Below are 21551 nucleotides of genomic sequence, written 5' to 3'. Positions count from 1 at the left end.
CGATCGTGGGGTGGATCAGGAGTCGGGCTGGCAGGCCGCCGAATCCAGCTGCGCGGATTTGACGATATTGCACGCGAACCCGTGCGCGATCTTCCACTGATCGCCTTCGGCCACGAAGTCGACGGTCGCGTTCTCCACCGGGCTACCGCCGATGGTGACATCGGCGTCGGCGGTCACCTTGCCGCCGACCGGTTCGCCGACATTGGTGATCTTGACCGTGACCTCGTTCTTCTTGGCGGCCTCGACGAGCTTGTCCACCAGCTGCGGATCCTGCTCGGCGTCCTCGATCCAGACCAGTTTCTCTTTCTCGCCGACCGAGCCGTCGAGCGCGCGGTTGATCTTGTCGTTCAGCTCTTCGGCCGTGGGCTTGGGCAGGTTCGGCGCGGGCGTGGTGGTCGGCGCCTTACCCTCCTCCCGGCCGTCCTGGGTTTTACCCGATTCGAATTCGGCGGCGGCCTCGGTGCTCGTGGCGGCCGCGTCGGTCGAGGTGTCCTCGGTGGATGAGCACGCGGTGAATGTCAGGGCGGCGGCGGCCATTGTCGCGGCGGCCACAACCCGGATCGGACGGATTTTCACAGTTCTGATTCCCCTACGAAGTAGTCGGCGAATTCGGCGCCGGCCGGAAAATTTGGTCGGTACGAACTCACAGGTCGTAGCCGGAGGTGCAGTTCCAGTGTTCGATCACGGCGCTGCCGGGGTTGTTGGCCAGCGCCTCGGAGCGGGCCGCGGCCCGGGTGGCGCCGGAGCCGTAGCTCAGCCAGCTGTCCGAAACCGCGAGCGCGCCGCATCCGTTGCGCCAGGAGATCTTGGCGACGCAATCGGCGGCGCCGCAGCTGCTCTCGGCGGCCTGCTCGGCTTCGGAGTAGCTGTCGTAGTCATAGGACCAGCCGTAGTTGCCGGTGGACAGGGATACCGCGATGGCCCCGTAGTAACTACTGGACTGCGCGTGCGCCGGAGTCACCGAAGCGGCGAGCAATGAACCGATGGTCGCCACCAGAACGGCGGCAACGGTGAGAAACTTCTTCAAGGTGTTCCCATCTGTGCGTTTCGGTCCACGACCCTTATGGACCGAATGACAAAGTACAGAGCATCTCTGCCGCGGAGCAACCGGTTCGGTTTCGCATTCCCTCCCCGATCACTGGGTCTCGGCTAGATTCATCGTGTGAACATGGCTCAGCGTGAACGCCGTGCATTGGTCGAAACGATGAAGGGCACCGGCCCGGACGCGCCCACATTATGCGGTGAGTGGTCCGTGCGCGAACTCGCGGCGCACCTGGTGGTGCGGGAACGACGACCCGATGCCGCGCCGGGAATCATGTTGCGTCCCTTCGCCGGCTATCTGCAGCGAGTCCAGGACAAGGCGGCCGGCCGGCCGTTCGACGCTCTCCTGGAGCAGGTCCGTACCGGCCCGCCCTGGTGGTCGCCGCTGCGGCCGGTGGACGCGTTCGCGAATCTGAGCGAGATGTTCGTCCATCACGAGGATGTTCGCCGTGCGCGTCCCGGATGGGAGCCGCGGGACCTGCCCGCCGAGGATCAGCAGCGGCTGTGGTCGATGCTGCGCCGAATGGGCAAGATGGCGTACCGGAAATCGCCGGTGCCGGTGGAATTCTCGATACCCGGCGGAGACCGGATCCGGATCGTGGACGGTGCCGGGCCCGCGGTGACGCTGACCGGCACGCCCGCCGAACTGCTCCTGCACGCCTTCGGGCGCGATCAGGTCCGGATCGATACCGAGGGGGAACCGGACGCCGTCCGTCAGGTGCTGGCACTCGATCGTTCGATCTGAGCGCCCGCCGCGCGAGCGGTGTCCGGCATTGCGCTGGTTGCCGGCGGCACCGCCGCCGGGAGCGAATTCCGGGCCGTGACCACGGGAACGTAGGCGGACGAGAGCCGCCCGCGGAGCGATTTTCCCGCCGTCGTAGCGGGGGTGACCAGTGTTGCGGATGGTCCGGATGGGGTTGTTGCGGCTAGCCTGAGGCCATGGCAGGTAAGTCCCGCGGCACAACCACACCTGGTACGCGGGCGGGATCGGCTCGGGGGCGGACCACCGCGGCGCGTTCTCGTTCGGGCAATTCGCGTCAGGCGGCCGGCGCAGCGAAAGCGCAGAGCCCGGCGCGGAAAACCACCCGGCGGGCGGCGCGCCCGGGCACCGGAACCCGTCCCGCCCGGGGCGCGGCCCGCCGCACCGCGGCGTCGCGCCGATCCGATACGGCGCCCCTGGCGGTGTTCAGCCGGATGGTCAGCGGCGGCTGGACCGTCGCGGCACGGGGGCTCGGCGCCACCACCCGGGCCATCAGCCGGGCCGGGGAGATCGAACACGGCCATCGCCGTGACGGGGTCGCGCTCGGATTGATCGCGCTCAGTGCGGTGATCGCGGCCGCTGTCTGGCTGTCGGCGGGCGGTCCGATCGGACGCGCGGTGGAGGCCGTCATCCGCGCGATCAGCGGTTCGGCGGCAGCGCTCCTGCCGTTCGTGGCCGCCGCTGTCGCGGTGGTGTTGATGCGCACCGAGCCGCGGCCGGATATCCGCCCGCGCCTGGTGCTGGGCGGGCTGCTGATCGGGCTGCCGTTGCTGGGGTTGTGGCATATCGCCGACGGTGCCCCGGCGGACGCCGCGGGCCGTGCCGACGCCGCCGGATTCGTCGGATTCGTCATCGGCGGGCCGGTCACCGACGGGCTCACGGCTTGGCTGTCGGTGCCCATACTGCTGCTGGCCGTCGTATTCGGCGTACTCCTGGTTACCGGCACGACAATGCGGGAAGCGCCCCAGCGGCTGCGGGAGTTCTTCGGTGCGCCCGGTTACGGCGACGACGCCGACTATCGCGACGGTTACGACCCGGTGGACGAATACGACGCCGACTCCGGCGAGGCGCCCGCGAAGTCGCGGCGCCGCCGGCGCACCCCGGTCGAGAACTATCCCGCCGACGAGTTCGTGGGTCCCACGGCGGGCGGTGCGGGCGAGCCGCCGCTGCGCGATGCCAAGCCGATCGCCACCGGCTCCGACGGCGAACAGCCCGCGGGCCGCCGCACACGCAAACCCGCCGCGCCCGCCGCGGTCGATCAGACCCCGCCGCCGCTCCCGGAACCGGAATTCGTCACCGACCGGGTCACCGAGGGTGATTACACGCTGCCGCCGATGAGCCTGCTCATCGAGGGCGATCCGCCCCGCAAACGCAGCGCCGCCAATGAATCGATGATCGAGGCCATCACCGAGGTGCTGGTGCAGTTCAAGATCGACGCGGCGGTGACCGGATTCGTCCGGGGCCCGACCGTGACCCGGTACGAGGTGGAACTCGGCCCCGGGGTGAAGGTCGAGAAGATCACCGCGCTCACCCGCAATATCGCGTACGCGGTGGCCACCGAGAACGTGCGTCTGCTCGCCCCGATCCCGGGTAAGTCCGCGGTCGGTATCGAGGTGCCCAACGCCGACCGGGAACTGGTCCGGCTCGCCGATGTGCTCACCGCGCCCTCCACGCGCAACGACCACCATCCGCTGGTGATCGGGCTGGGTAAGAACATCGAGGGCGAGTTCGTCTCGGCGAATCTGGCCAAAACGCCCCATCTGCTGGTCGCCGGTTCCACCGGCTCCGGTAAGTCGAGTTTCGTGAACTCGATGCTGGTATCGCTGTTGCAGCGGGCCACGCCGGACGAGGTCCGGATGATCCTGGTCGACCCGAAGATGGTGGAACTCACCCCCTACGAGGGCATCCCGCATCTGATCACGCCCATCATCACCCAGCCGAAGAAAGCCGCCGCGGCGCTGGCCTGGCTGGTGGAGGAGATGGAACAGCGGTACCAGGACATGCAGGCCAGCAAGGTCCGGCATATCGACGATTTCAACCGGAAGGTGAAATCCGGGGCCATCACGACGCCGCTGGGCAGTGAGCGGGTGTACCGGCCGTACCCCTACATCCTGGCGATCGTCGACGAACTCGCCGACCTGATGATGACCGCGCCCCGCGATGTCGAGGACGCCATCGTCCGGATCACGCAGAAGGCGCGCGCGGCCGGTATCCATCTGGTGCTGGCCACCCAGCGGCCGTCGGTGGATGTGGTGACCGGCCTGATCAAGACCAATGTGCCGTCCCGGCTGGCCTTCGCGACATCGTCACTCACCGATTCGCGCGTTATCCTCGACCAGCCCGGCGCCGAGAAGCTCATCGGTATGGGTGACGGACTCTTCCTGCCGATGGGCGCGGGTAAACCGACCCGGTTGCAGGGCGCCTTCATCAGCGATGAGGAGATCCACGCGGTCGTCGAGTTCACCAAGAACCAGGCCGAGCCCGAATACACCGAAGGCGTCACCGCGGCCAAGGCCGGGGAGAAGAAGGACGTCGATCCCGATATCGGTGACGATCTCGATGTGTTCCTGCAGGCGGTAGAGCTGGTCGTGACCTCGCAGTTCGGATCCACCTCCATGTTGCAGCGCAAACTCCGGGTCGGATTCGCGAAGGCGGGCCGGTTGATGGATCTCATGGAGACCCGGGGTGTGGTGGGGCCGAGTGAGGGGTCCAAGGCGCGTGACGTGCTGATCAAACCGGATGAGCTGGACGGCCTGCTCTGGTCGATCCGCGGCGGCGGTGCCGATGAGGAGCCGGAACCGGACGACGAGTGACGCGCGCGGACGTCGCGTGGTCGGGCCGGACGCGGCCGGTCGTATGAGACGATTGCCGGCGACGACCCCGCAAGCCGGGTGAATCGGGCATATCGGGCATGATTGAGACCATGACTCGTACCGCTGAACGGATCGCCGCATGCAGGTAACCGCTCTCATCTGGGGAATCACCATCGCGGTGATCCTCGGCCTGTTCGTTTTCGATTTCTTCGCACATGTGCGCACTCCGCACGAACCGACCTTCCGTGAGTCCGGGTTCTGGTCCGCGGTGTACATCGGTCTGGCCCTCGCCTTCGGCGGTGTGATCGCCTGGAAGTGGGGCGGGACCTTCGCCGGCGAGTACTACGCCGGCTTCGTCACCGAGAAGGCGCTCTCGGTGGACAACCTGTTCATCTTCCTGATCATCATGTCCACCTTCGCGGTACCGCGGATCTATCAGCAGAAGGTGCTGCTCATCGGCATCGTGGTGGCCCTGGGTATGCGCGGTGTCTTCATCGCGGTCGGCGCCGCGGCGATCAGCGCGTTCAGCTGGGTCTTCTACCTTTTCGGCCTGTTCCTGGTCTACACCGCGGTGAAACTGCTGAAGGACAGCGGTCACGAGGTCGCGGAGGAGCAGAAACGCGACAGCCGGATCGTCGCGCTGACCAAGCGACTGGTGCCGACCACCGACACCTACGACGGCGACAAACTGGTGACCCGGATCGACGGCCGCCGCGTGGTGACCCCGATGCTGCTCGCGCTGCTGGCCATCGGGTTCGCCGATCTGCTGTTCGCGCTCGACTCGATTCCGGCCATCTACGGCCTGACCGAGGAGCCCTACATCGTGTTCACCGCGAACGCTTTCGCGCTGATGGGCCTGCGCCAGCTGTACTTCCTGATCGGTGGCCTGCTCGACCGGTTGGTCTATCTGTCCTACGGCCTGGCGGCCATCCTGGCCTTCATCGGTATCAAACTGGTGCTGCACGCCCTGCACGAGAACACGCTGCCGTTCATCAACGGCGGCGAGCACGTGAGCGTGCCGGAGATCTCCACCGCGCTGTCGCTCTCGGTGATCCTCGGCATCCTGGTGGTGGCCACAGTCGCCAGCCTGCTGCGCACCCGCGGGCGCGCCCGGCCGCAATCGGCCGCGGGGTCCGGCGACTAGTTCCGGTGTGTCCCGGCCGGCACGATTCCCGGCCGGGACGTCCGGCGTCTCAGTCGGCCAGCACGCCGAAAACGGGTTGCCATTCGACGGCGCGGACTTCGTCGATCAGCTTCTCCTGCGCGAAGGGGTCCTGCGGCAGCACTTCGCCGAGTGTCGCGCTGTCGGCCGCCCGGAACAGCAGCAGCGCACCGGAACCGTCCGGATACGGTCCGCTGGTGACCAGCGTGCCCTCGGCGAGCAGGCCGGCCAGCCACGCTCGGTGGCGCGGACGATGGGTATCGCGGTCGGCGGAAGTGGCGTCGGAATAGGTGTAGTGAACAGCGAAGATCGGCACGATACGACTCTAGTGCGCGGCTCGATCGCGCCAGTTGCCCCGGGCGGGAGGGCTGTTGACCGCTCCCACCGGATCTCACAGGGTGAGCAGCATCCGGGTGTTGCCGAGAGTGTTCGGTTTCACATAACTCAGATCCAGGAACTCCGCGACACCGGTGTCGTAGGACCGGCACATCTCCGCGTACACCTCCGCGGTCACCGGGGTGCCGTCGATCTCCGCGAAGCCGTGGTGAGCGAAGAACTCGACCTCGAAGGTCAGTACGAACAACCGGCTCAGCTCCAGCTCCCGGGCCACCTCGACCAGATGCTCCACGATGAGTTTGCCCACACCGTGGCCTTTCACATCCGGAAGGACCGCCACGGTGCGCACTTCGCCGAGATCGGCCCACAGTACGTGCAGCGCACCGCAGCCCACGACTCGATCACCGAGCTCGGCGACCCAGAACTCCTGCACCGATTCGTAGAGGTTGACGAGATTCTTCTCCAGCAGGATGCGCCCCGCGTACACATCGACGAGCCCCTTGATCGCCGGGACATCCGAGGTGCGGGCGCGCCGCACCCGTACGGTGGCGGTCCGCGTCCCGGGCGCGTCGCTGGTCGAACCACCCAGTGGTCCCCGTGAGGTCATGGGGTGCACAGTAGTCGGCCGGGCTACCGATAGTCTGGGTGTGTGCCGCAGATCCCGCCCTCCCGCTCGACCCCGCGCGCCTGTCCCGGCGCGGCGGCCGATGGGCGGCCATGAGCGTGCACCCCGAGGAGATCGACCGGCGGCTCACCGCGCCCGGACCGCCGCGCGGCGGACTCGTCCCCGCGCCCGCCGAATCCGCGGTCCCGCTGCTGAATATCGCGAACATCCTCACCATGATCCGGATCGCGCTGGTCCCGCTGTTCGTCCTGGCGCTGTTCGCCGACGGTGGCCACCAGAGCGGATGGCGGATCACCGCGACCGCGCTGTTCGCGCTCGCCGCGGTCACCGATCGGTTCGACGGCCAGCTGGCCCGCAAGTACGGACTCGTCACCGATTTCGGAAAACTGGCCGACCCCATCGCCGACAAGGCGCTCATCGGTTCCGCGCTCATCGGGCTGTCGGTCCTGGGTGATCTGGCGTGGTGGATGACCGTCGTCATCTGCGCCCGTGAAATCGGGGTCACGCTGTTGCGGCTGGCGGTGGTGCGCCGCGGGGTCATCCCGGCCGGTCGCGGCGGGAAGCTCAAAACCCTGGTCCAGTCGGTGGCCATCGGCGTGCTGCTACTGCCGCTGTCCGGTGGTTTCGCGACCGCGGGAATGGCCTTGATGTGGATCGCGTTGGTGCTGACAGTGGTAACAGGGCTGGATTATGTCGGTCAGGCCGCCAGGCTGTGGCTGGCCGGACCCCACCGCACCCGCGCATGACCGTGGAGCAGGCCGGTCCGCTGACCGCCGGCACCGTCGCCGCGGATCTCGTCACCGCCCTCCGGCTCCGGGGGCAGACGATGGCGACCGCCGAATCGCTCACCGCGGGTCTGGTGGCCGCCACGATCGCCGGAGTACCCGGCGCGAGCGTTGTCCTGCGTGGCGGCCTGGTGGTGTACGCGACCGATCTCAAACACCGTCTCGCCGGGGTCGACGAGCAGGTCCTCGCCACTGAGGGGCCAGTGGCGGCGAGCACCGCGCAACAGCTCGCCGTCGGCGCGCGGACCTGCTGCGGCGCCGATTGGGGAGTAGCACTCACCGGGGTCGCCGGCCCCGACCCACAGGACGGTATCGACGTCGGCACCGTCTTCCTCGGTCTCGCTGGTCCCCGGCATACCGAGGTGATGCGGTTGAAACTCACCGGCGACCGGTGGAATATCAGGTTCACAGCGACACAGACCGCGGTCCAGGAACTGCTGCGGTGTGTGCGGAGCGAATCACCTACCCGGTGAGCAGTTCCGCGGCCGGCCCGGGAACCCACGGGGTCGGTTCGGACGTTGTGCGAAGAGAGAACCGCGTGCGTGCCGTGGGCTACGCCTACCGGGAGAAGGAGAACTCGATGACGCTGCTGCGAGAAGCGATCGGGGACAGTCTGCGGCGTGCGCGCCTCGCCCAGAGCCGGACCCTGCGTGAAGTGTCCACCTCGGCGCGGGTGAGCCTGGGGTACCTCTCCGAAGTCGAGCGGGGACGCAAGGAGGCCTCCAGCGAGCTGCTGGCCGCGATCTGCGAGGCCCTCGACGTTCCCCTTTCCCGGGTGCTCTGGGATGTCAGCACGGCCATCGCCGGTGAGGATCTCCCCGTCGCCGCCGGCGCTGCGGGCCGCCGACCCGCCGAAATGGCGGGTACCCCGGCCGCCGCGGAACCGGTCTCCGATACCCCGGCCGCCGAACCCGCCGCCCCGGCCGCTTCGGCGGCGGCCGGTGTCCGGGCACATGTCGACGGGGACACCCGGATCGTCATACCCGCACCCACGAACGGTCCGCTGGTCCTGGTCGAAGCCGCCTGACCGGTTATAGCGGCGGTATACCCGATCGTGACAATGCGCGTGGCGCGCAGGACCGGATAGATTCGTAGTATGCGTCGGCGCGGCCGCTCTCGGCGAGACGCGGCGTCGTTCGGTAGCCGGTACCCGGTGCCGGATGGTGGAGGATAGGCATATACGAGTGCGTGACGGTCGCGCACTCCGAGTCGCCCAGGCGGCACAGTAGATGGAGGCGGGATCAACCGATGGCTAATCCGTTCACGAAGGCCTGGAAATACCTGATGGCCCTCTTCGACTCCAAGATCGAGGAGCACGCGGATCCGAAGGTCCAGATTCAGCAGGCTATCGAAGAGGCTCAACGTCAGCACCAGGCCCTGTCGCAGCAGGCAGCCTCGGTGATCGGAAACCAGCGGCAGCTGGAGATGAAACTGAACCGGCAACTCGACGAGGTCGAGAAGCTCAACGCCAATGCGCGGCAGGCGGTCGTGCTCGCCGACCAGGCCAACGGCGCCGGCGATGCCGAGAAGGCGATCCAGTACACCAACGCCGCCGAGGCATTCGCCGCGCAGCTGGTCACGGCCGAACAATCGGTCGAAGATCTGAAGGTCCTGCACGACCAGTCACTGCAGGCGGCCGCCCAGGCCAAGAAGGCGGTCGAGCAGAACGCCATGTTGCTGCAGCAGAAGGTCGCCGAGCGCACCAAACTGCTCAGCCAGCTCGAACAGGCCAAGATGCAGGAGCAGGTCAGTGCTTCCCTGCAGCAGATGGACAGCACCCTGTCCGCCCCCGGCAGCGTCCCCAGCCTGGACGCGGTGCGGGAGAAGATCGAACGGCGCTACGCCACCGCGCTCGGCTCGGCCGAACTCGCCCAGAACACCGTCCAGGGGCGCATGATGGAGGTCCAGCAGGCCAGCGTCCAGATGGCCGGGCACAGCCGGCTCGAGCAGATCCGCGCCTCCATGCGTGGAGACGCGCTCCCCTCCGGCAACACCAACTCGGCGATCGACGCCGGCAAGTCCGCGACGGAGCCGGCGCAACCACAGCCCCAGATGAACAAAGGCCAGACCGCACAGCAGTAGCGGATCTCAGAGTCGGCGAGGAACAGCAGCATGCCATCGGAACGGTCCCGATTCCGGGCCGGGACCCGGGACCTCACCCGCGCCTGGCCCGAACTGCAGCCGCAGGCCGCATACGTCGCCGACACGCTGCGCACAGCCGGAGAGAATGCGTTCGTCGCAGTCCGCCGCTGGGCGGATCCGCGCGAACGCGAACTCCGTAGACGCCGCCGGGCCCGGCGGCGCAGTATCGGCCTGGGTACCGTTTCCGGTCTCACCACCGCCGGAGCGGTCGGATTGGTGATCCTGTCCGCTCCCGCCTGGGCCGTGGTGGTACTCGGTGGCGGCGCTGTCGTGCTGGTCACCGGTGCGGCGCTCAGCACTCGCCGCTATCTGCGGCTGCGACGTGCTCCGCTGCCACTGGCCGGGTACGTGCCGCGCAGACTTCCCGCCGCCCGGTCCACCACCCGACCCGCGATGGCCCGGCTGGCCCGCGCCGAACAAGTCCTGCACGATGTGGCCGGCCAGATCGCCCGCTCTCGCCGCCTCCCGTCGGACGAACTCGAGGATATGGTGGCCACCGCGGCTTCCGGCGCGGCCGCGCTCACCGCGCTGGCCGCCGATATCGCCACCATGGAAGACGCGGTCCGCGCGCTCGGCGGCAACGCGGCCGAACTCGCCGGCGCGGCCGATGCCCGCCGGCTCGAGGAAACGGTGCAGTCGATGCTCGCCCGGCTCGATACCGGGGTCGTCGAGTACGAACACGTCGTGGCCGCGGCTACTCGGGTGCTCGCGGTGGACGAGACGGGTGCCTTGCGCTACGCGTTCGACGGTATCGTCGCCGACCTCCGCCAGGCCGCCGACCGGATGGACGGCTGGGCGCAGGCCCTCACCGAACTCGCCGACCGGGCGCCGGAGACGCTGTTGCCGCCGGCGGCCGCCGCGGCACCCCGGCAGCAGCCTGTCGCTGAGGCGGCCCGGCGCCGGGATCGTTCCTGAGCCCTCAGGGACAACCCTGATCTTCCCCGGATATTGCTTCTCACCTGGTGATTTCCCGACTCCGCGGTGCCATGCTCGAAGCAGGAGACAACCGCTGGGAGGCACTTATGCTCTGGAAGATCATCGGCGTGGTCGCCGTCGTCTGGATCGCGCTGGCGGTGATCGGCGCATTGATCAAAGGCCTTTTCCCGATCCTGGTGATCGGCGCGGTGGTGTTCGGCCTGTATCTGCTCTACAAGGCGATCTCGGGCTCGAACGACAACTCGGTCACCAAAGTCTGATCCGAATCGCGTAGCGCCGGGCCGGATGTTCCGCCACCAGGCGGGATATCCGGCTTTCCCTGTCGCGGGCAGCGCGGCGGTGTTTGAATGGGGTGGTGCAGCACTTTCCGGAGGATTGGCAGCGCGCCCTGGTCATCGTGGCCCACCCCGACGATATCGAGTACGGGGTCGCCGCGGCGGTGGCCCGCTGGACCGGCCAGGGCAAAGACGTCCGGTACCTGTTGGTGACCTCGGGCGAAGCGGGGATCGCCGGGGTGCCGCCCGCGGAGTCCGGACCGCTGCGCGAAGCCGAGGAGCGCGCCTCGGCGGCGGTCGTCGGGGTGCGCGAGGTCGAGTTCCTCGGCCATCCGGACGGCCGGATAGAGGCGAATCCCGCACTGCGGCGTGATCTGGCCGCCGCGATCCGCAGGCACCGGCCGGAGGTGGTGGTACTCGGCCATTTCGGCCCGACCTGGGCGCCGGGCATCGTCAACAGTGCCGACCACCGTGCCGTCGGCCGAGCCGGTCTGGACGCGGTATCCGACGCCGGCAACGAATGGATATTCCCCGACCTCACCGAATCCGCGCCGTGGTCCGTGCGATGGGCGGCCGTGGCGGTCCCCGCGGGGGCCACCCACGCGGTGGACGTCACCGCGACCGTCGGTGTCGCCGAGCGATCACTGGCCGAACACCGCCGGTACCTCGAGGTCCTGAGTCCGGAACCGGTGGCCGACCAGGTGCGCGCGGTCGTGAACATGACGACGGGCCCGCTCACCGGGTTCGACGCCGAACGCGCCGTCGGATTCGAACTGTTCACCTTCGCTGGTTGAGTCGGCGGCGGCGCCGGAGTCCCGAAGGGAACCGGCCCGGGGGTTCGCTGTGGCGGACGTGTCGAACCGATGCCGAAAAGCACAGCTCAACCCCGCGCGCGCCGGTACGCAAAAGACATGGCAGGGTGGGCGGATGCGAGTAGCCGTCGTCGCCGGTCCCGATCCGGGCCATGCGTTTCCCGCTATCGCGTTGTGCCTGCGTTTCCGCGATGCGGGTGATGAGCCCGTCCTTTTCACCGGCCCCCGGTGGTTCGACGCCGCGCGCGCCGCCGGTATCGGTGTTCGGCGGTTGAAGGGGCTGGCGCCCCGTCCTATCGACGACGACGCGGATGCCGGCGCGCGGATTCATCAACGGGCCGCCTATATCTCGACCGAGATCCTGCCCGAACTCGGCGCCATGCTGCCCGAACTCGTCGTCTCCGACGTACTCACCGCCGGCGGCGGGATGGCCGCCGAACGGTTGCGGGTGCCGTGGGTGGAACTCTCGCCGCATCCGCTGTACCTCCCGTCGAAAGGTCTGCCGCCCATCGGAAGTGGACTCGCGCCGGGGACCGGTATCCGCGGGCGTGCGCGGGACACGGTGCTGCGGGCGTTCACCGACCGTGCCGTGCGGACCGGGACGCGGCAGCGTGAGATGGCCAGGGTCGGTGTGGGATTGCCCGCTGCCGATCCGGGTCCGGCCGCGCGGCTCGTCGCCACCTTGCCCGCGCTGGAGGTGCCGCGCCCGGATTGGCCGGCGGAAGCCGAAGTGGTCGGCCCGCTGCTGTGGGAACCCACCGACCGGCGGCTGGAACGGCCGCCGGGCGACGGCCCGCTGGTGGTGGTGGCGCCGTCCACCGCGCATACCGGGGTGACCGGAATGGCGGAGACGGTGCTGGAGGCGCTGGCGGGAACCGGTGTCCGGGTGGCGATCTCCATGCTCGACGAACCGCCGCATCCGCTGCCGGAGTGGGCGACCGCCGGGCTGGGCCGGCAGGACGAACTACTCGCCGACGCGTCGGTGGTGGTCGGCGGTGGTGGGCACGGACTGCTGGCCAAGTCGCTGTCCGCGGGTGTGCCGGTGGTGACCGTCCCCGGCGGTGGTGACCAATGGGAACTGGCCAATCGCGCGCAACGGCGAGGAGTGTCGCTGTTGGTCCGGCCGCTCACCGCGGAGGCTGTGCGGGACGCCGTGCTCCGCGTGCTGGGGGAGCCGCGGTTCACCGAAGCGGCGCGGGAGGCGGCCGCCGGCGCGGATGCGGTGGCCGATCCGGTCCGGATCTGTCAGCGGGTACTGGATTCGGTGCGGGCGCACTGACCGGGCCGTGCCCACCGCTATCGGTGCGAGTATGTTGTGCCCGGTGCGGTTGACGGAATTCCAGGAACTCATGCACACCGAATTCGGCGAGGCGCGCGGCGACGCTCTGCTCAATGATCACGCCATCCTCGCGCTCGGCAGCCGGACCGGTGCTGCCGCCATCGAAGCCGGTGTCGATCCTCGCGAAGTATGGCGCGCGCTCTGCGCCGAATTCGACGTACCGCGCTCCCGGTGGTGATATCGCCGGGCGATCACGTCCTTCGGGAGTGATGCCGCGCCGCCTTCGCGCGGTTGCCGCAGGTAGCCATGGATGCCGACGGCGGATGCCGTTCCTGGACGTGTCGTAGCAGAACAGCATCATCGACGCGCAGCGCGCATCCACGGCACCCGGCCGGAAGGGGATGAGACCGCGCTCCCGCAGCGGTGACCGCGCGGCGAGCACCTGCCCGACGACGCGCGGAGGCGTAGCTTGACTCGAACACCTGTTCGTCTAGGCTGAGGCGCGAACTTGTCGGTGCCGCCCTCTACTGTGGGCGCCAACCACACCACCTATCGATCCACCCGGTGAAAAGGGGAGACACAATGGCGCCACAGCCCTACGACCGCGACAAGGCCCTCGAACTCGCGCTCGCGCAGGTCGAGAAGAGTTTCGGCAAGGGGGCGGTGATGCGTCTCGGGGAAGAAGCCCGCCAGCCGATCTCGGTGATTCCGACCGGATCCATCGCCCTCGACGTCGCACTGGGGATCGGCGGTCTGCCCCGCGGCCGGGTCGTGGAGATCTACGGTCCGGAAGCCTCCGGTAAAACCACCGTCGCCCTGCACGCGGTCGCCAATGCTCAGGCGGCGGGGGGCGTGGCCGCGTTCATCGACGCGGAACACGCCCTCGATCCCGACTACGCCGCCAAGCTCGGCGTCGATACCGACGCGCTGCTGGTCTCCCAGCCGGATACCGGTGAACAAGCCCTCGAAATCGCCGATATGCTGGTCCGCTCCGGCGCCATCGATATCATCGTCATCGACTCGGTGGCCGCGCTGGTGCCCCGCGCCGAGATCGAAGGTGAAATGGGTGACAGTCACGTCGGCCTGCAGGCCCGCCTGATGAGCCAGGCATTGCGCAAGATGACCAGCGCCCTGAACAATTCCGGCACCACCGCCATCTTCATCAACCAGTTGCGGGAAAAGATCGGCGTCATGTTCGGTTCCCCCGAAACGACAACGGGCGGAAAGGCTTTGAAGTTCTACGCTTCCGTGCGGCTCGATGTACGTCGTATCGAAACGTTGAAGGACGGTAGTGACGCGGTAGGAAACCGTACTCGCGTGAAGGTCGTGAAGAACAAAGTCTCACCGCCTTTCAAACAGGCTGAATTCGATATTCTGTACGGCCACGGAATTTCGAAGGAAGGCTCGCTGATCGATATGGGGGTGGAACACGGGTTCATTCGTAAGTCCGGATCCTGGTACACCTACGAAGGGGATCAGCTCGGGCAGGGCAAGGAAAACGCCCGGAAATTCCTCCTGGAGAACATCGATATCCGGGACGAAGTCGAGAAGAAGATCAAGGAAAAGCTGGGGATCGGCGCGGATGTCACCGCGCTGGAGGCGGAAGAGACCCCGGCCGATTTCTGACCAGATGGACCAGTGGGGCGCGTCGCGCTCCGACGCCGCCGATCCGGTGGCACAGGTGCGGCGGCGACTCGACGAACTCCTGGCGGCCGGTGGGAGCACCACCGGGCCGGCCCGGAGTTCCCGGCCGGGCGAGCCCGATCCGCAGCGGGCTCGCCCGGCCGGCTCCGGACCGGGCGGGGGTGAACGATCCGCTGCTCGAAGTGACGCCGAAGGCGATCCGGGTGGCGATGCGCCCGCAGCGGATGTCGAACAGGCCCGGGAGGCTTGTCTACGGCTGCTGGCCGTCCGCGCTCGCAGCCGGGCCGAACTGGCGCAGCGTCTGTCTGCCAAGGGAATCCCGGTCGAGGTGGCCGACCGGGCGCTGGACCGGCTGGCCGACGTCGGACTGATCGACGACGCCGACTTCGCCCGGCAGTGGGTGCGCGAGCGGCACGGTTTCTCCGGAAAAGGGCGGCGAGTCCTCGCCCAGGAGCTGCGGCGCAAAGGGGTGTCTCCGGAGGATTCCGTGGCAGCGCTGGAAAGCGTCACCGCCGACGACGAGTACGACCGCGCGACCGAACTCGTGCGCCGCAAACTGCGGAGCCTGCCCGCGGGACTGGACCGGGATAAGGCCATCCGGCGGCTGGTGGGGATGCTCGCCCGCCGCGGGTACGGGCATTCCGTGGCGTATTCGGTGGTCAAGGCCGAATGGGAGGCACTCGGCACGGATTCCGGGGAGTTCGGCGACGGGGACGCGCCGTTCGAGTGAGTCGCCCGGAGCAATAGCACAGTGGTGGCCCGGATCCCTCGTCGAGGGATCCGGGCCACGGAACTATCGGCTGTGTTACCCGTGCGCAACCCGGCAGCCGAGCGGGCGCCCATCCGGTAGCGACGCCCAAGGGCCGGCCTGTCCGGCCTACTTGGTGATATCCACCCCGGGTACTGCGTCGCCGATCACCGAATCGGCGGCGACCACCGCGGCACCGCGTTTGCGGCGGCCCGAACGCAACCGCTTCTCCAGCTGGGTGGCGACCGTGGACAAGAGCACGTTCAGCACGATCATGATGATCGCGACGACGATGAGTGCCGGGATCGTATTCGATTCGGCGGCGCCGAGCTGCTGCGCGCTACGAACGACCTCCTCGTAGGTGATCACATAGCCGAGCGCCGAATCCTTCAGGGCGACCACCATCTGTGAGATCAGGGCCGGGAGCATCGCGGTGACCGCCTGCGGGAGCAGGATGAGCCGCATCAGCTGGCCCTTGCGCAGGCCGAGCGCGACACCGGCCTCGGACTGCCCTTTGGGGAGCGACAGAATTCCGGCGCGCACGATCTCCGCGATCACCGAGCCGTTGTAGATGGTCAGCGCGGTCACCACGGCCGACAGCGCCAGGTATTCGGAGGCGAAGAGGTCGTATTCGGAGTACAGCGCGAACAGGAAGATCATCAGGATCAGCACCGGGATGGCGCGAGCGATCTCGACGATCGTGCCCGCCGTCCAGCGCACCCAGCGGTGCTCGGAGAGCCGGGCGACACCGAAGACCATGCCGAGAACCAGCGCGAACACGATCGACAGCACTGCCGCGACGATGGTGCCGCGCAGGCCGGGCAGGATATAGGTCGTCCACACCGCGCCGTCGAGGAACGGCTCCCATTTCTCGGCTGTGAACTGCCCTTTGTCGGCGAAGCCGCGGTAGACGAACCACGCCGCGGCGAGGACCACCACCAGCACCACGATCGAATAGACGATATTGCGGATCCGGGCGGCCGGACCCGGCGCGTCGTAGAGAACGGAGGGCGTGCGGCTCATCGGGCCACCTCGAATCGTTTGGCCAGATACCCGAACAGCAGGCCGGCCGGCAGGGTCAGGATGACGAAACCGACGGTGAAGATGAGGCCGATGGTCAGCAGCGCCGCCTCGGTTTCGATCATGTTCTTCATCAGGAACGAGGCTTCGGCGACACTGATCGCGGAGGCCACTGTCGTGTTCTTGGTGAGTGCGATGAACACGCTGCCCAGCGGGGCGATCACCGAGCGGAACGCCTGCGGCAGCACGATGATCCGCAGGTTCTGCAGAAAACTCAGGCCCAGCGAGCGCCCGGCCTCGGACTGCCCCATCGGCACTGTATTGATGCCGGCGCGCAGCGATTCACAGACGAACGCCGCCGTGTACACACTCAGGCCGATGACCGCCCAGCGGAAGTTGTTGTCGGCCAGCGAGGTGGGCCCCTCGGAGGCCAGATTCATACCGAGCGTGGAGTACAGGCCCAGCGAACAGAACACCAGGATGAGGGTGAGTGGGGTGTTGCGGAACACGGTCACGTAGGCGGTGCCGACCCAGCGGGCCACGGGCACCGGCGATACCCGCATTCCGGCGACGACGGTGCCCAGCACCAGTGAACCGACAACCGAGAACAGGGTCAGTTTGATGGTCATCCAGAATGCTTCGAGCAGCTGGGTGTCGTATTCCGAGATCAAATCGAACACGGTGGTTGCGCGCCTCCGATCGGCGGGATGGGCCGGGATCGGAAGGCCGGGCCGCACACGCGGCCCGGCCCTCCGATGCGGCGGTCAGTACCGGTCCACCTGCGGGGCCTGCGGGGTCTCGTAGCTCGCAGCCTTGCCGACCGACTCCTGGAACGCGGTGTCCCAGGCGCCCGAGCTGATCATTTCCTCGATCGCGTCGTTGATCTTGTCGCGGGTTTCCTGATCGCCCTTCTTCAGGCCGATTCCGTAGTTCTCCGTGGTGAACTTGTCGCCGACGACCTTGTACTTGCCGGGCGACTGGGAGGCGTAACCGGCCAGGATGATGTCATCGGTGGTGACCGCCGCGACGGCGCCACTGTTCAGACCCTCCAGGCACAGCGAGTAGGTGTCGTAGGTCTGCAGCTGGGTGTCGGGGTACTTCTTCTGGATGTTCTGCGCGGGCGTGGAGCCGGTCACCGAGCACACCGTCTTGCCGGCCAGGCTGTCCGGACCGGTGATCTCGTTGTTGTCGGCCCGGACCAGCAGGCTCTGCCCGGCCACGTAATAGGGACCGGCGAAATCGACCTTCTCCTTGCGGGCGTCGGTGATCGAGTAGGTGGCGACGACGAAATCGACCTGCCCGTTCTCGATCAGGGTCTCGCGCTGCGCGGAGGGAGCTTCCTTGAAGGTGATGCCGTCGGGCTGGACGCCGAGTTTGGCGGCCACGTACTTGGCCACCTCGACATCGAAGCCGCTGTACGAACCGTCGGTATTACGCAGTCCCAGACCGGGCTGATCGTATTTGATGCCGATGGTGAGCTGGCCCTCCTGGGCATTCTCCAGCGCGGTCTTATCGCTACCGCCGCCGCAGGCCGCGGTGGTGGCGGCCGTGACGGCCACCGCCACCGCGCCGACCGCGATGCGGAGTGCTCGGTTGATCCTCATCGGTTTCCTTCCCTCATCTTCTCGACGGCGCTATGCCCTCGAGCTGTGCCTTGTCGTACAGCCGGGCCGATTCAGTGGCTGAGAATCTTGCCCAGGAAGTCCTTGGCACGGTCGGACTTCGGCGCGCTGAAGAATGTCTCGGGGTCGGTGTCCTCCACGACCTGGCCGTCGGCCATGAAGAGCACCCGATCGCCGGCACGGCGGGCGAACCCCATCTCGTGGGTGACGACCAGCATCGTCATCCCCTCTTTGGCCAGCGAGACCATCACGTCGAGGACCTCGTTGACCATCTCCGGGTCGAGGGCCGAGGTCGGCTCGTCGAAGAGCATCACCTTGGGATTCATCGCCAGCGCCCGGGCAATGGCGACGCGCTGTTGCTGTCCACCGGAGAGCTGGGCGGGATACTTGTCCGCTTGGTCGGCGATACCGACGCGTTCCAGCAGTTCCATGGCCCGCTTGCGCGCCTCATCCTTCTTGGACTTACGAACCTTCAGCGGCGCGAGCATGACGTTTTCCACGATCGACTTGTGCGCGAAGAGATTGAACGACTGGAAGACCATGCCGACGTCGGCGCGCAGCGCCGCGAGGGCGCGACCCTCGGCAGGCAACGGGACCCCGTCGACGCTGATCTCACCGGAATCGATCGGCTCCAGACGGTTGATGGTGCGGCACAGTGTCGATTTCCCGGAGCCGGAGGGCCCGAGCACGATCACGACTTGCCCGCGGGGCACCTCGAGATCGATATTGCGCAGAACGTGCAGGGCACCGAAGTGCTTGTCGACGGCGCGTAGGGTGATCATCGGCGGCGCGGGGGTGTCGCCGGACGCCCCACGTGCGTCGGCGTCGGTGTCGGTCATGGAAATGACCTTAAGCCGAATCTCGGGATTTGCGCGCCTTTCCGTGACACACCTTTACGCCACGCCGGGCCGAAATTCGGGTTTAACCCGGTGGTAATACGCCGTAATCCATTCGCTCGTCGAGGATTTGCTTGCCATGGGACCGAAGGAAAGATGGGGCGAAATCGGTCCGTCTCCGGTAGCCGTGCGAGACCCTCCAGGGCAACCGTCCGGTCCGGGCACACGGGAACGGAGGCTCGCGAGGTATCCGGACGGCTCGGGGCACGGACCCGATCCGCACCGCGGAGATCGACGCGACCGCGCCCGGTACCCGCCCGGCCGTCCGGGTACCGGCCCGCCGCCGCGGCGCGGGTGGTGGATCTGCTGGAAAACGCCGGGATGGGGGCCCGTACCCTGGACGGGTGGATTCGATCGGACAGGTAGCGCTCCCCGCCCGGCTCGAGTCGGCCGACGCGCGTAGTTACGAGGTCCGCACCTTCGGTTGCCAGATGAACGTGCACGATTCCGAACGCTTGTCCGGCCTGCTCGAGGATGCGGGCTATACGAGGGCCGCGCCCGGCGCGACGGCCGACCTGGTGGTCTTCAACACCTGCGCGGTGCGGGAGAACGCCGATAACAAGCTGTACGGCACCCTCGGCCATCTCGCGCCGATCAAGGCGTCGCGGCCGGGTATGCAGATCGCGGTCGGCGGCTGCCTGGCGCAGAAGGACCGCGACACGGTGGTGCGCAAGGCCCCCTGGGTGGACGTGGTGTTCGGCACCCACAACATCGGCGCGCTGCCGGTGCTGCTGGAACGTGCCCGCCACAATGAGGAAGCCCAGGTGGAGATCCTGGAATCACTCGAGGCGTTCCCCTCGACCCTCCCGGCGCGGCGCGAGTCGGCCTACGCGGGATGGGTGTCGATCTCGGTCGGCTGTAACAACACCTGCACGTTCTGCATCGTGCCCGCGCTGCGCGGCAAAGAAGTGGACCGGCGGCCCGGCGACATCCTCGCCGAGGTCCGGGCATTGGTGGACCAGGGCGTGGTGGAGGTGACGCTGCTCGGGCAGAACGTGAATGCCTACGGCGCCTCGTTCGTCGACCCGGACCAGCCGCGTGACCGGGGCGCTTTCGCGAAACTGCTGCGCGCCTGCGGTCAGATCGAGGGGCTGGAGCGTGTCCGCTTCACCTCACCGCATCCCGCCGAATTCACCGACGATGTCATCGAGGCGATGGCCGAGACCCCCAACGTCTGCCCGCAACTGCACATGCCGCTGCAGTCGGGTTCGGACCGGGTGTTGAAATCCATGCGCCGGTCCTACCGGCAGGCCCGGTACCTGGGGATAATCGAGAAGGTACGGGCGGTGATGCCGCATGCCGCGATCACCACCGATATCATCGTCGGCTTTCCCGGCGAGACCGAGGACGATTTCCAGCAGACCCTCGAGGTGGTACGGCAGGCGCGCTTCACCAGTGCGTATACCTTCCAATACTCACCCCGGCCGGGTACCCCGGCCGCGGAGATGGCCGATCAGGTGCCCAAACAGGTGGTGCAGGAACGCTATGACCGATTGATCGCCCTGCAGGAGCAGATCTGTCTCGAGGCCAATCAGGCCCTGGTGGGCGTCGAGGTCGAATTGCTGGTGGCCGACGGCGCGGGGAAGAAGAACGCCGCCACGGCCCGGATGAGCGGCCGGGCCCGTGACGGCCGGCTCGTGCACTTCCGGCCCGAAGGCGCGACTGAGCGGATCCGGCCGGGCGACCTGGTGACTGTCGAGGTGACCGGCGCCGCACCGCACCATGTGGTCGCGGACTCGGGGATCCGCGACCATCGCCGTACCCGGGCCGGCGACGCCCACGAGGCCGGCGCCACGCCGAAGACCGCGCCCATCGGGGTGGGGCTGGGATTGCCGCGGATCGGCGCGCCCGCACCGGAGCCGGTCACCGCGGGGTGCGCCTCCGGATGCGGGACATGAGCGCGCCCGGCGACGACGATCAGGGCGAGCAGGGTCGCCCACCCGACGACACCTCGCAACCGGCATCCCCGGCGGCGGGCGAATCGCGCGCGGATCCGGCGAGCGGCGGCGCAGCGAGCGACGAATCAGCTGGAGCGGGCGACCGATCAGGCGATGGAAACGAGGACGCAGTGAAACCGGCCGAGACCGAACAGTTCGAGGAGTTCCGCGAAGACCTGGACGCGGTGGAACGCCGGATCGCCGGTGAGATCGATCCCGGGGTGCGTGCCATGGTGGTCGCGTGTTCGGTGTTCGTCCTGCTGCTGTCGCTGGTGCTGCCGCATGCCGGCGGCGCGCGCGGGTTCGATGTGCTGCTCGGATCGGAAGCGGCCACGGCTGAGCACATCGGGTTGCCGTCGCGGATCTTCGTCTGGTTCGTGCTCGTGTTCGGGATCGGTTTCTCGCTGCTGGCTCTGATGACGCGGCGCTGGGTGCTGGCCTGGATCGCGGTCGCCGGGTCGGCGATCGCCAGCGCGTTCGGAGTGTTCTCCATCTGGCACCGGCAGACGCCGGGAATCAACAATTATGTGGGCGCCGGGCCGGGCATCGGTCTGGTGCTCGGTACTCTCGCGATCATGGTGCTGACCTTCCACTGGGTGAAGGTCGTCTGGAGTCGCACCACACTGCAACTCGCGGCCGAGGAGCAGCGGCGCATCGCCGCGGCCCGCGAGGAGGAACGGCAGCGGCGCCGGCGTCTCGGCGAGGACTGACCTCGCAC

The 21551-nt window shown here is 67.9% G+C and carries 24 protein-coding genes; 16 read left to right on the top strand and 8 right to left on the bottom strand.

Going from position 1 to position 21551, the window contains the following annotated elements; all coding sequences use genetic code 11:
- Nucleotides 1–15: 15 nt before the first annotated feature.
- Together OG804_RS13545 and OG804_RS13540 are read right to left on the bottom strand one after the other, a co-directional pair.
- Nucleotides 16–552: a hypothetical protein gene (locus OG804_RS13545; protein ID WP_328397437.1), complete on the bottom strand. Its 537-nt coding sequence runs from the start codon at nt 550–552 to the stop codon at nt 16–18.
- A gap of 91 nt (nt 553–643) precedes the next feature.
- Complete coding sequence (locus OG804_RS13540) at nt 644–1027, bottom strand: DUF4189 domain-containing protein (protein WP_328397435.1); 384 nt, start codon at nt 1025–1027, stop codon at nt 644–646.
- A gap of 135 nt (nt 1028–1162) precedes the next feature.
- Here OG804_RS13540 and OG804_RS13535 point away from each other — a divergent pair, with 135 nt between their 5' ends.
- The 3 genes from OG804_RS13535 (at nt 1163) to OG804_RS13525 (ending at nt 5758) form a co-directional block, all read left to right on the top strand.
- Nucleotides 1163–1786 (top strand): TIGR03085 family metal-binding protein, encoded by a 624-nt coding sequence (locus OG804_RS13535; RefSeq protein WP_328397433.1) that lies wholly within the window; start codon nt 1163–1165, stop codon nt 1784–1786.
- A gap of 194 nt (nt 1787–1980) precedes the next feature.
- On the top strand, nt 1981–4614 hold the full coding sequence (locus OG804_RS13530) for a DNA translocase FtsK (RefSeq protein ID WP_328397431.1): 2634 nt from the start codon (nt 1981–1983) through the stop codon (nt 4612–4614).
- Between the two features lie 139 nt (nt 4615–4753).
- Nucleotides 4754–5758 (top strand): TerC family protein, encoded by a 1005-nt coding sequence (locus OG804_RS13525; RefSeq protein WP_328397429.1) that lies wholly within the window; start codon nt 4754–4756, stop codon nt 5756–5758.
- Between the two features lie 49 nt (nt 5759–5807).
- Here OG804_RS13525 and OG804_RS13520 read toward each other — a convergent pair whose 3' ends face one another.
- Both OG804_RS13520 and OG804_RS13515 read right to left on the bottom strand, forming a co-directional pair.
- Nucleotides 5808–6092, bottom strand: a complete 285-nt coding sequence (locus OG804_RS13520; protein WP_328397425.1) for a YciI family protein — start codon at nt 6090–6092, stop codon at nt 5808–5810.
- A gap of 75 nt (nt 6093–6167) precedes the next feature.
- Complete coding sequence (locus tag OG804_RS13515; protein ID WP_328397423.1) at nt 6168–6719, bottom strand: amino-acid N-acetyltransferase; 552 nt, start codon at nt 6717–6719, stop codon at nt 6168–6170.
- A gap of 110 nt (nt 6720–6829) precedes the next feature.
- Between OG804_RS13515 and pgsA the strand changes: the two genes are divergently transcribed.
- The 11 genes from pgsA to recX all read left to right on the top strand — a co-directional run bounded on the left by pgsA (nt 6830) and on the right by recX (nt 15340).
- Entirely contained in the window at nt 6830–7483 is a 654-nt protein-coding gene (gene pgsA, locus OG804_RS13510; RefSeq protein ID WP_328397422.1) for a CDP-diacylglycerol--glycerol-3-phosphate 3-phosphatidyltransferase, read from the top strand.
- Entirely contained in the window at nt 7480–7995 is a 516-nt protein-coding gene (locus OG804_RS13505; RefSeq protein ID WP_328397421.1) for a CinA family protein, read from the top strand. The genes pgsA and OG804_RS13505 overlap by 4 nt, the downstream gene beginning before the upstream one ends.
- Before the next feature lie 107 nt (nt 7996–8102).
- Nucleotides 8103–8549 carry a helix-turn-helix domain-containing protein gene (locus OG804_RS13500; protein ID WP_328398376.1) on the top strand — a complete coding sequence of 149 codons (447 nt, stop codon included), beginning with the start codon at nt 8103–8105 and terminating at the stop codon, nt 8547–8549.
- Nucleotides 8550–8770: 221 nt separating this feature from the next.
- Complete coding sequence (locus tag OG804_RS13495; RefSeq protein WP_328397420.1) at nt 8771–9604, top strand: PspA/IM30 family protein; 834 nt, start codon at nt 8771–8773, stop codon at nt 9602–9604.
- A 30-nt stretch (nt 9605–9634) separates the two neighbouring features.
- Nucleotides 9635–10579: a phage shock envelope stress response protein PspM gene (gene pspM / locus OG804_RS13490; RefSeq protein ID WP_328397419.1), complete on the top strand. Its 945-nt coding sequence runs from the start codon at nt 9635–9637 to the stop codon at nt 10577–10579.
- A 71-nt stretch (nt 10580–10650) separates the two neighbouring features.
- Nucleotides 10651–10860: a hypothetical protein gene (locus OG804_RS13485; RefSeq protein WP_328398913.1), complete on the top strand. Its 210-nt coding sequence runs from the start codon at nt 10651–10653 to the stop codon at nt 10858–10860.
- A gap of 95 nt (nt 10861–10955) precedes the next feature.
- Nucleotides 10956–11669, top strand: a complete 714-nt coding sequence (locus tag OG804_RS13480) for a PIG-L deacetylase family protein (protein ID WP_328397418.1) — start codon at nt 10956–10958, stop codon at nt 11667–11669.
- 133 nt (nt 11670–11802) lie between these two features.
- Complete coding sequence (locus tag OG804_RS13475; protein ID WP_328397417.1) at nt 11803–12966, top strand: glycosyltransferase; 1164 nt, start codon at nt 11803–11805, stop codon at nt 12964–12966.
- Between the two features lie 43 nt (nt 12967–13009).
- Entirely contained in the window at nt 13010–13204 is a 195-nt protein-coding gene (locus OG804_RS13470; protein WP_328397416.1) for a DUF3046 domain-containing protein, read from the top strand.
- A 344-nt stretch (nt 13205–13548) separates the two neighbouring features.
- On the top strand, nt 13549–14592 hold the full coding sequence (gene recA / locus OG804_RS13465) for a recombinase RecA (RefSeq protein ID WP_328397414.1): 1044 nt from the start codon (nt 13549–13551) through the stop codon (nt 14590–14592).
- Between the two features lie 4 nt (nt 14593–14596).
- A complete protein-coding gene (gene recX, locus OG804_RS13460; protein ID WP_328397412.1) occupies nt 14597–15340 on the top strand; it encodes a recombination regulator RecX in 744 nt (247 codons plus the stop codon).
- 147 nt (nt 15341–15487) lie between these two features.
- On the opposite strand, the gene OG804_RS13455 is transcribed toward recX, so the two are convergent.
- The 4 genes from OG804_RS13455 to OG804_RS13440 all read right to left on the bottom strand — a co-directional run bounded on the left by OG804_RS13455 (nt 15488) and on the right by OG804_RS13440 (nt 18782).
- Entirely contained in the window at nt 15488–16381 is an 894-nt protein-coding gene (locus OG804_RS13455) for an amino acid ABC transporter permease (RefSeq protein WP_328397411.1), read from the bottom strand.
- On the bottom strand, nt 16378–17058 hold the full coding sequence (locus OG804_RS13450; protein WP_328397409.1) for an amino acid ABC transporter permease: 681 nt from the start codon (nt 17056–17058) through the stop codon (nt 16378–16380). Before OG804_RS13450 ends, OG804_RS13455 begins: the two co-directional genes overlap by 4 nt.
- A gap of 84 nt (nt 17059–17142) precedes the next feature.
- On the bottom strand, nt 17143–17982 hold the full coding sequence (locus OG804_RS13445; protein ID WP_328397407.1) for a glutamate ABC transporter substrate-binding protein: 840 nt from the start codon (nt 17980–17982) through the stop codon (nt 17143–17145).
- Between the two features lie 71 nt (nt 17983–18053).
- Nucleotides 18054–18782, bottom strand: coding sequence for an amino acid ABC transporter ATP-binding protein (locus tag OG804_RS13440; protein ID WP_328398374.1), 729 nt, complete (start codon nt 18780–18782; stop codon nt 18054–18056).
- A 458-nt stretch (nt 18783–19240) separates the two neighbouring features.
- Here OG804_RS13440 and miaB point away from each other — a divergent pair, with 458 nt between their 5' ends.
- Together miaB and OG804_RS13430 are read left to right on the top strand one after the other, a co-directional pair.
- Nucleotides 19241–20794: a tRNA (N6-isopentenyl adenosine(37)-C2)-methylthiotransferase MiaB gene (gene miaB / locus OG804_RS13435; protein WP_328397405.1), complete on the top strand. Its 1554-nt coding sequence runs from the start codon at nt 19241–19243 to the stop codon at nt 20792–20794.
- A complete protein-coding gene (locus OG804_RS13430; protein WP_442941819.1) occupies nt 20782–21543 on the top strand; it encodes an Rv2732c family membrane protein in 762 nt (253 codons plus the stop codon). The genes miaB and OG804_RS13430 overlap by 13 nt, the downstream gene beginning before the upstream one ends.
- Nucleotides 21544–21551 lie beyond the last annotated feature (8 nt).

The sequence above is a fragment of the Nocardia sp. NBC_00416 genome, assembly GCF_036032445.1.
In the GTDB taxonomy this organism is placed as follows: domain Bacteria; phylum Actinomycetota; class Actinomycetes; order Mycobacteriales; family Mycobacteriaceae; genus Nocardia.
This window is presented reverse-complemented; position numbering and strand designations above follow the sequence as displayed.

What these genes read in the sequence shown, in the direction of transcription:
- OG804_RS13530 (WP_328397431.1), top strand. Translation starts at nt 1,981, where the DNA reads ATGGCAGGTAAGTCCCGCGGCACAACCACACCTGGTACGCGGGCGGGA.
- recX (WP_328397412.1), top strand. Translation starts at nt 14,597, where the DNA reads ATGGACCAGTGGGGCGCGTCGCGCTCCGACGCCGCCGATCCGGTGGCA.
- OG804_RS13505 (WP_328397421.1), top strand. Translation starts at nt 7,480, where the DNA reads ATGACCGTGGAGCAGGCCGGTCCGCTGACCGCCGGCACCGTCGCCGCG.
- OG804_RS13440 (WP_328398374.1), bottom strand. Translation starts at nt 18,782, where the DNA reads ATGATCACCCTACGCGCCGTCGACAAGCACTTCGGTGCCCTGCACGTT.
- pspM (WP_328397419.1), top strand. Translation starts at nt 9,635, where the DNA reads ATGCCATCGGAACGGTCCCGATTCCGGGCCGGGACCCGGGACCTCACC.
- OG804_RS13455 (WP_328397411.1), bottom strand. Translation starts at nt 16,381, where the DNA reads ATGAGCCGCACGCCCTCCGTTCTCTACGACGCGCCGGGTCCGGCCGCC.
- OG804_RS13495 (WP_328397420.1), top strand. Translation starts at nt 8,771, where the DNA reads ATGGCTAATCCGTTCACGAAGGCCTGGAAATACCTGATGGCCCTCTTC.
- OG804_RS13500 (WP_328398376.1), top strand. Translation starts at nt 8,103, where the DNA reads ATGACGCTGCTGCGAGAAGCGATCGGGGACAGTCTGCGGCGTGCGCGC.
- pgsA (WP_328397422.1), top strand. Translation starts at nt 6,830, where the DNA reads ATGAGCGTGCACCCCGAGGAGATCGACCGGCGGCTCACCGCGCCCGGA.
- OG804_RS13525 (WP_328397429.1), top strand. Translation starts at nt 4,754, where the DNA reads ATGCAGGTAACCGCTCTCATCTGGGGAATCACCATCGCGGTGATCCTC.
- OG804_RS13445 (WP_328397407.1), bottom strand. Translation starts at nt 17,982, where the DNA reads ATGAGGATCAACCGAGCACTCCGCATCGCGGTCGGCGCGGTGGCGGTG.
- OG804_RS13515 (WP_328397423.1), bottom strand. Translation starts at nt 6,719, where the DNA reads ATGACCTCACGGGGACCACTGGGTGGTTCGACCAGCGACGCGCCCGGG.
- OG804_RS13485 (WP_328398913.1), top strand. Translation starts at nt 10,651, where the DNA reads ATGCTCGAAGCAGGAGACAACCGCTGGGAGGCACTTATGCTCTGGAAG.
- recA (WP_328397414.1), top strand. Translation starts at nt 13,549, where the DNA reads ATGGCGCCACAGCCCTACGACCGCGACAAGGCCCTCGAACTCGCGCTC.
- OG804_RS13430 (WP_442941819.1), top strand. Translation starts at nt 20,782, where the DNA reads ATGCGGGACATGAGCGCGCCCGGCGACGACGATCAGGGCGAGCAGGGT.
- OG804_RS13475 (WP_328397417.1), top strand. Translation starts at nt 11,803, where the DNA reads ATGCGAGTAGCCGTCGTCGCCGGTCCCGATCCGGGCCATGCGTTTCCC.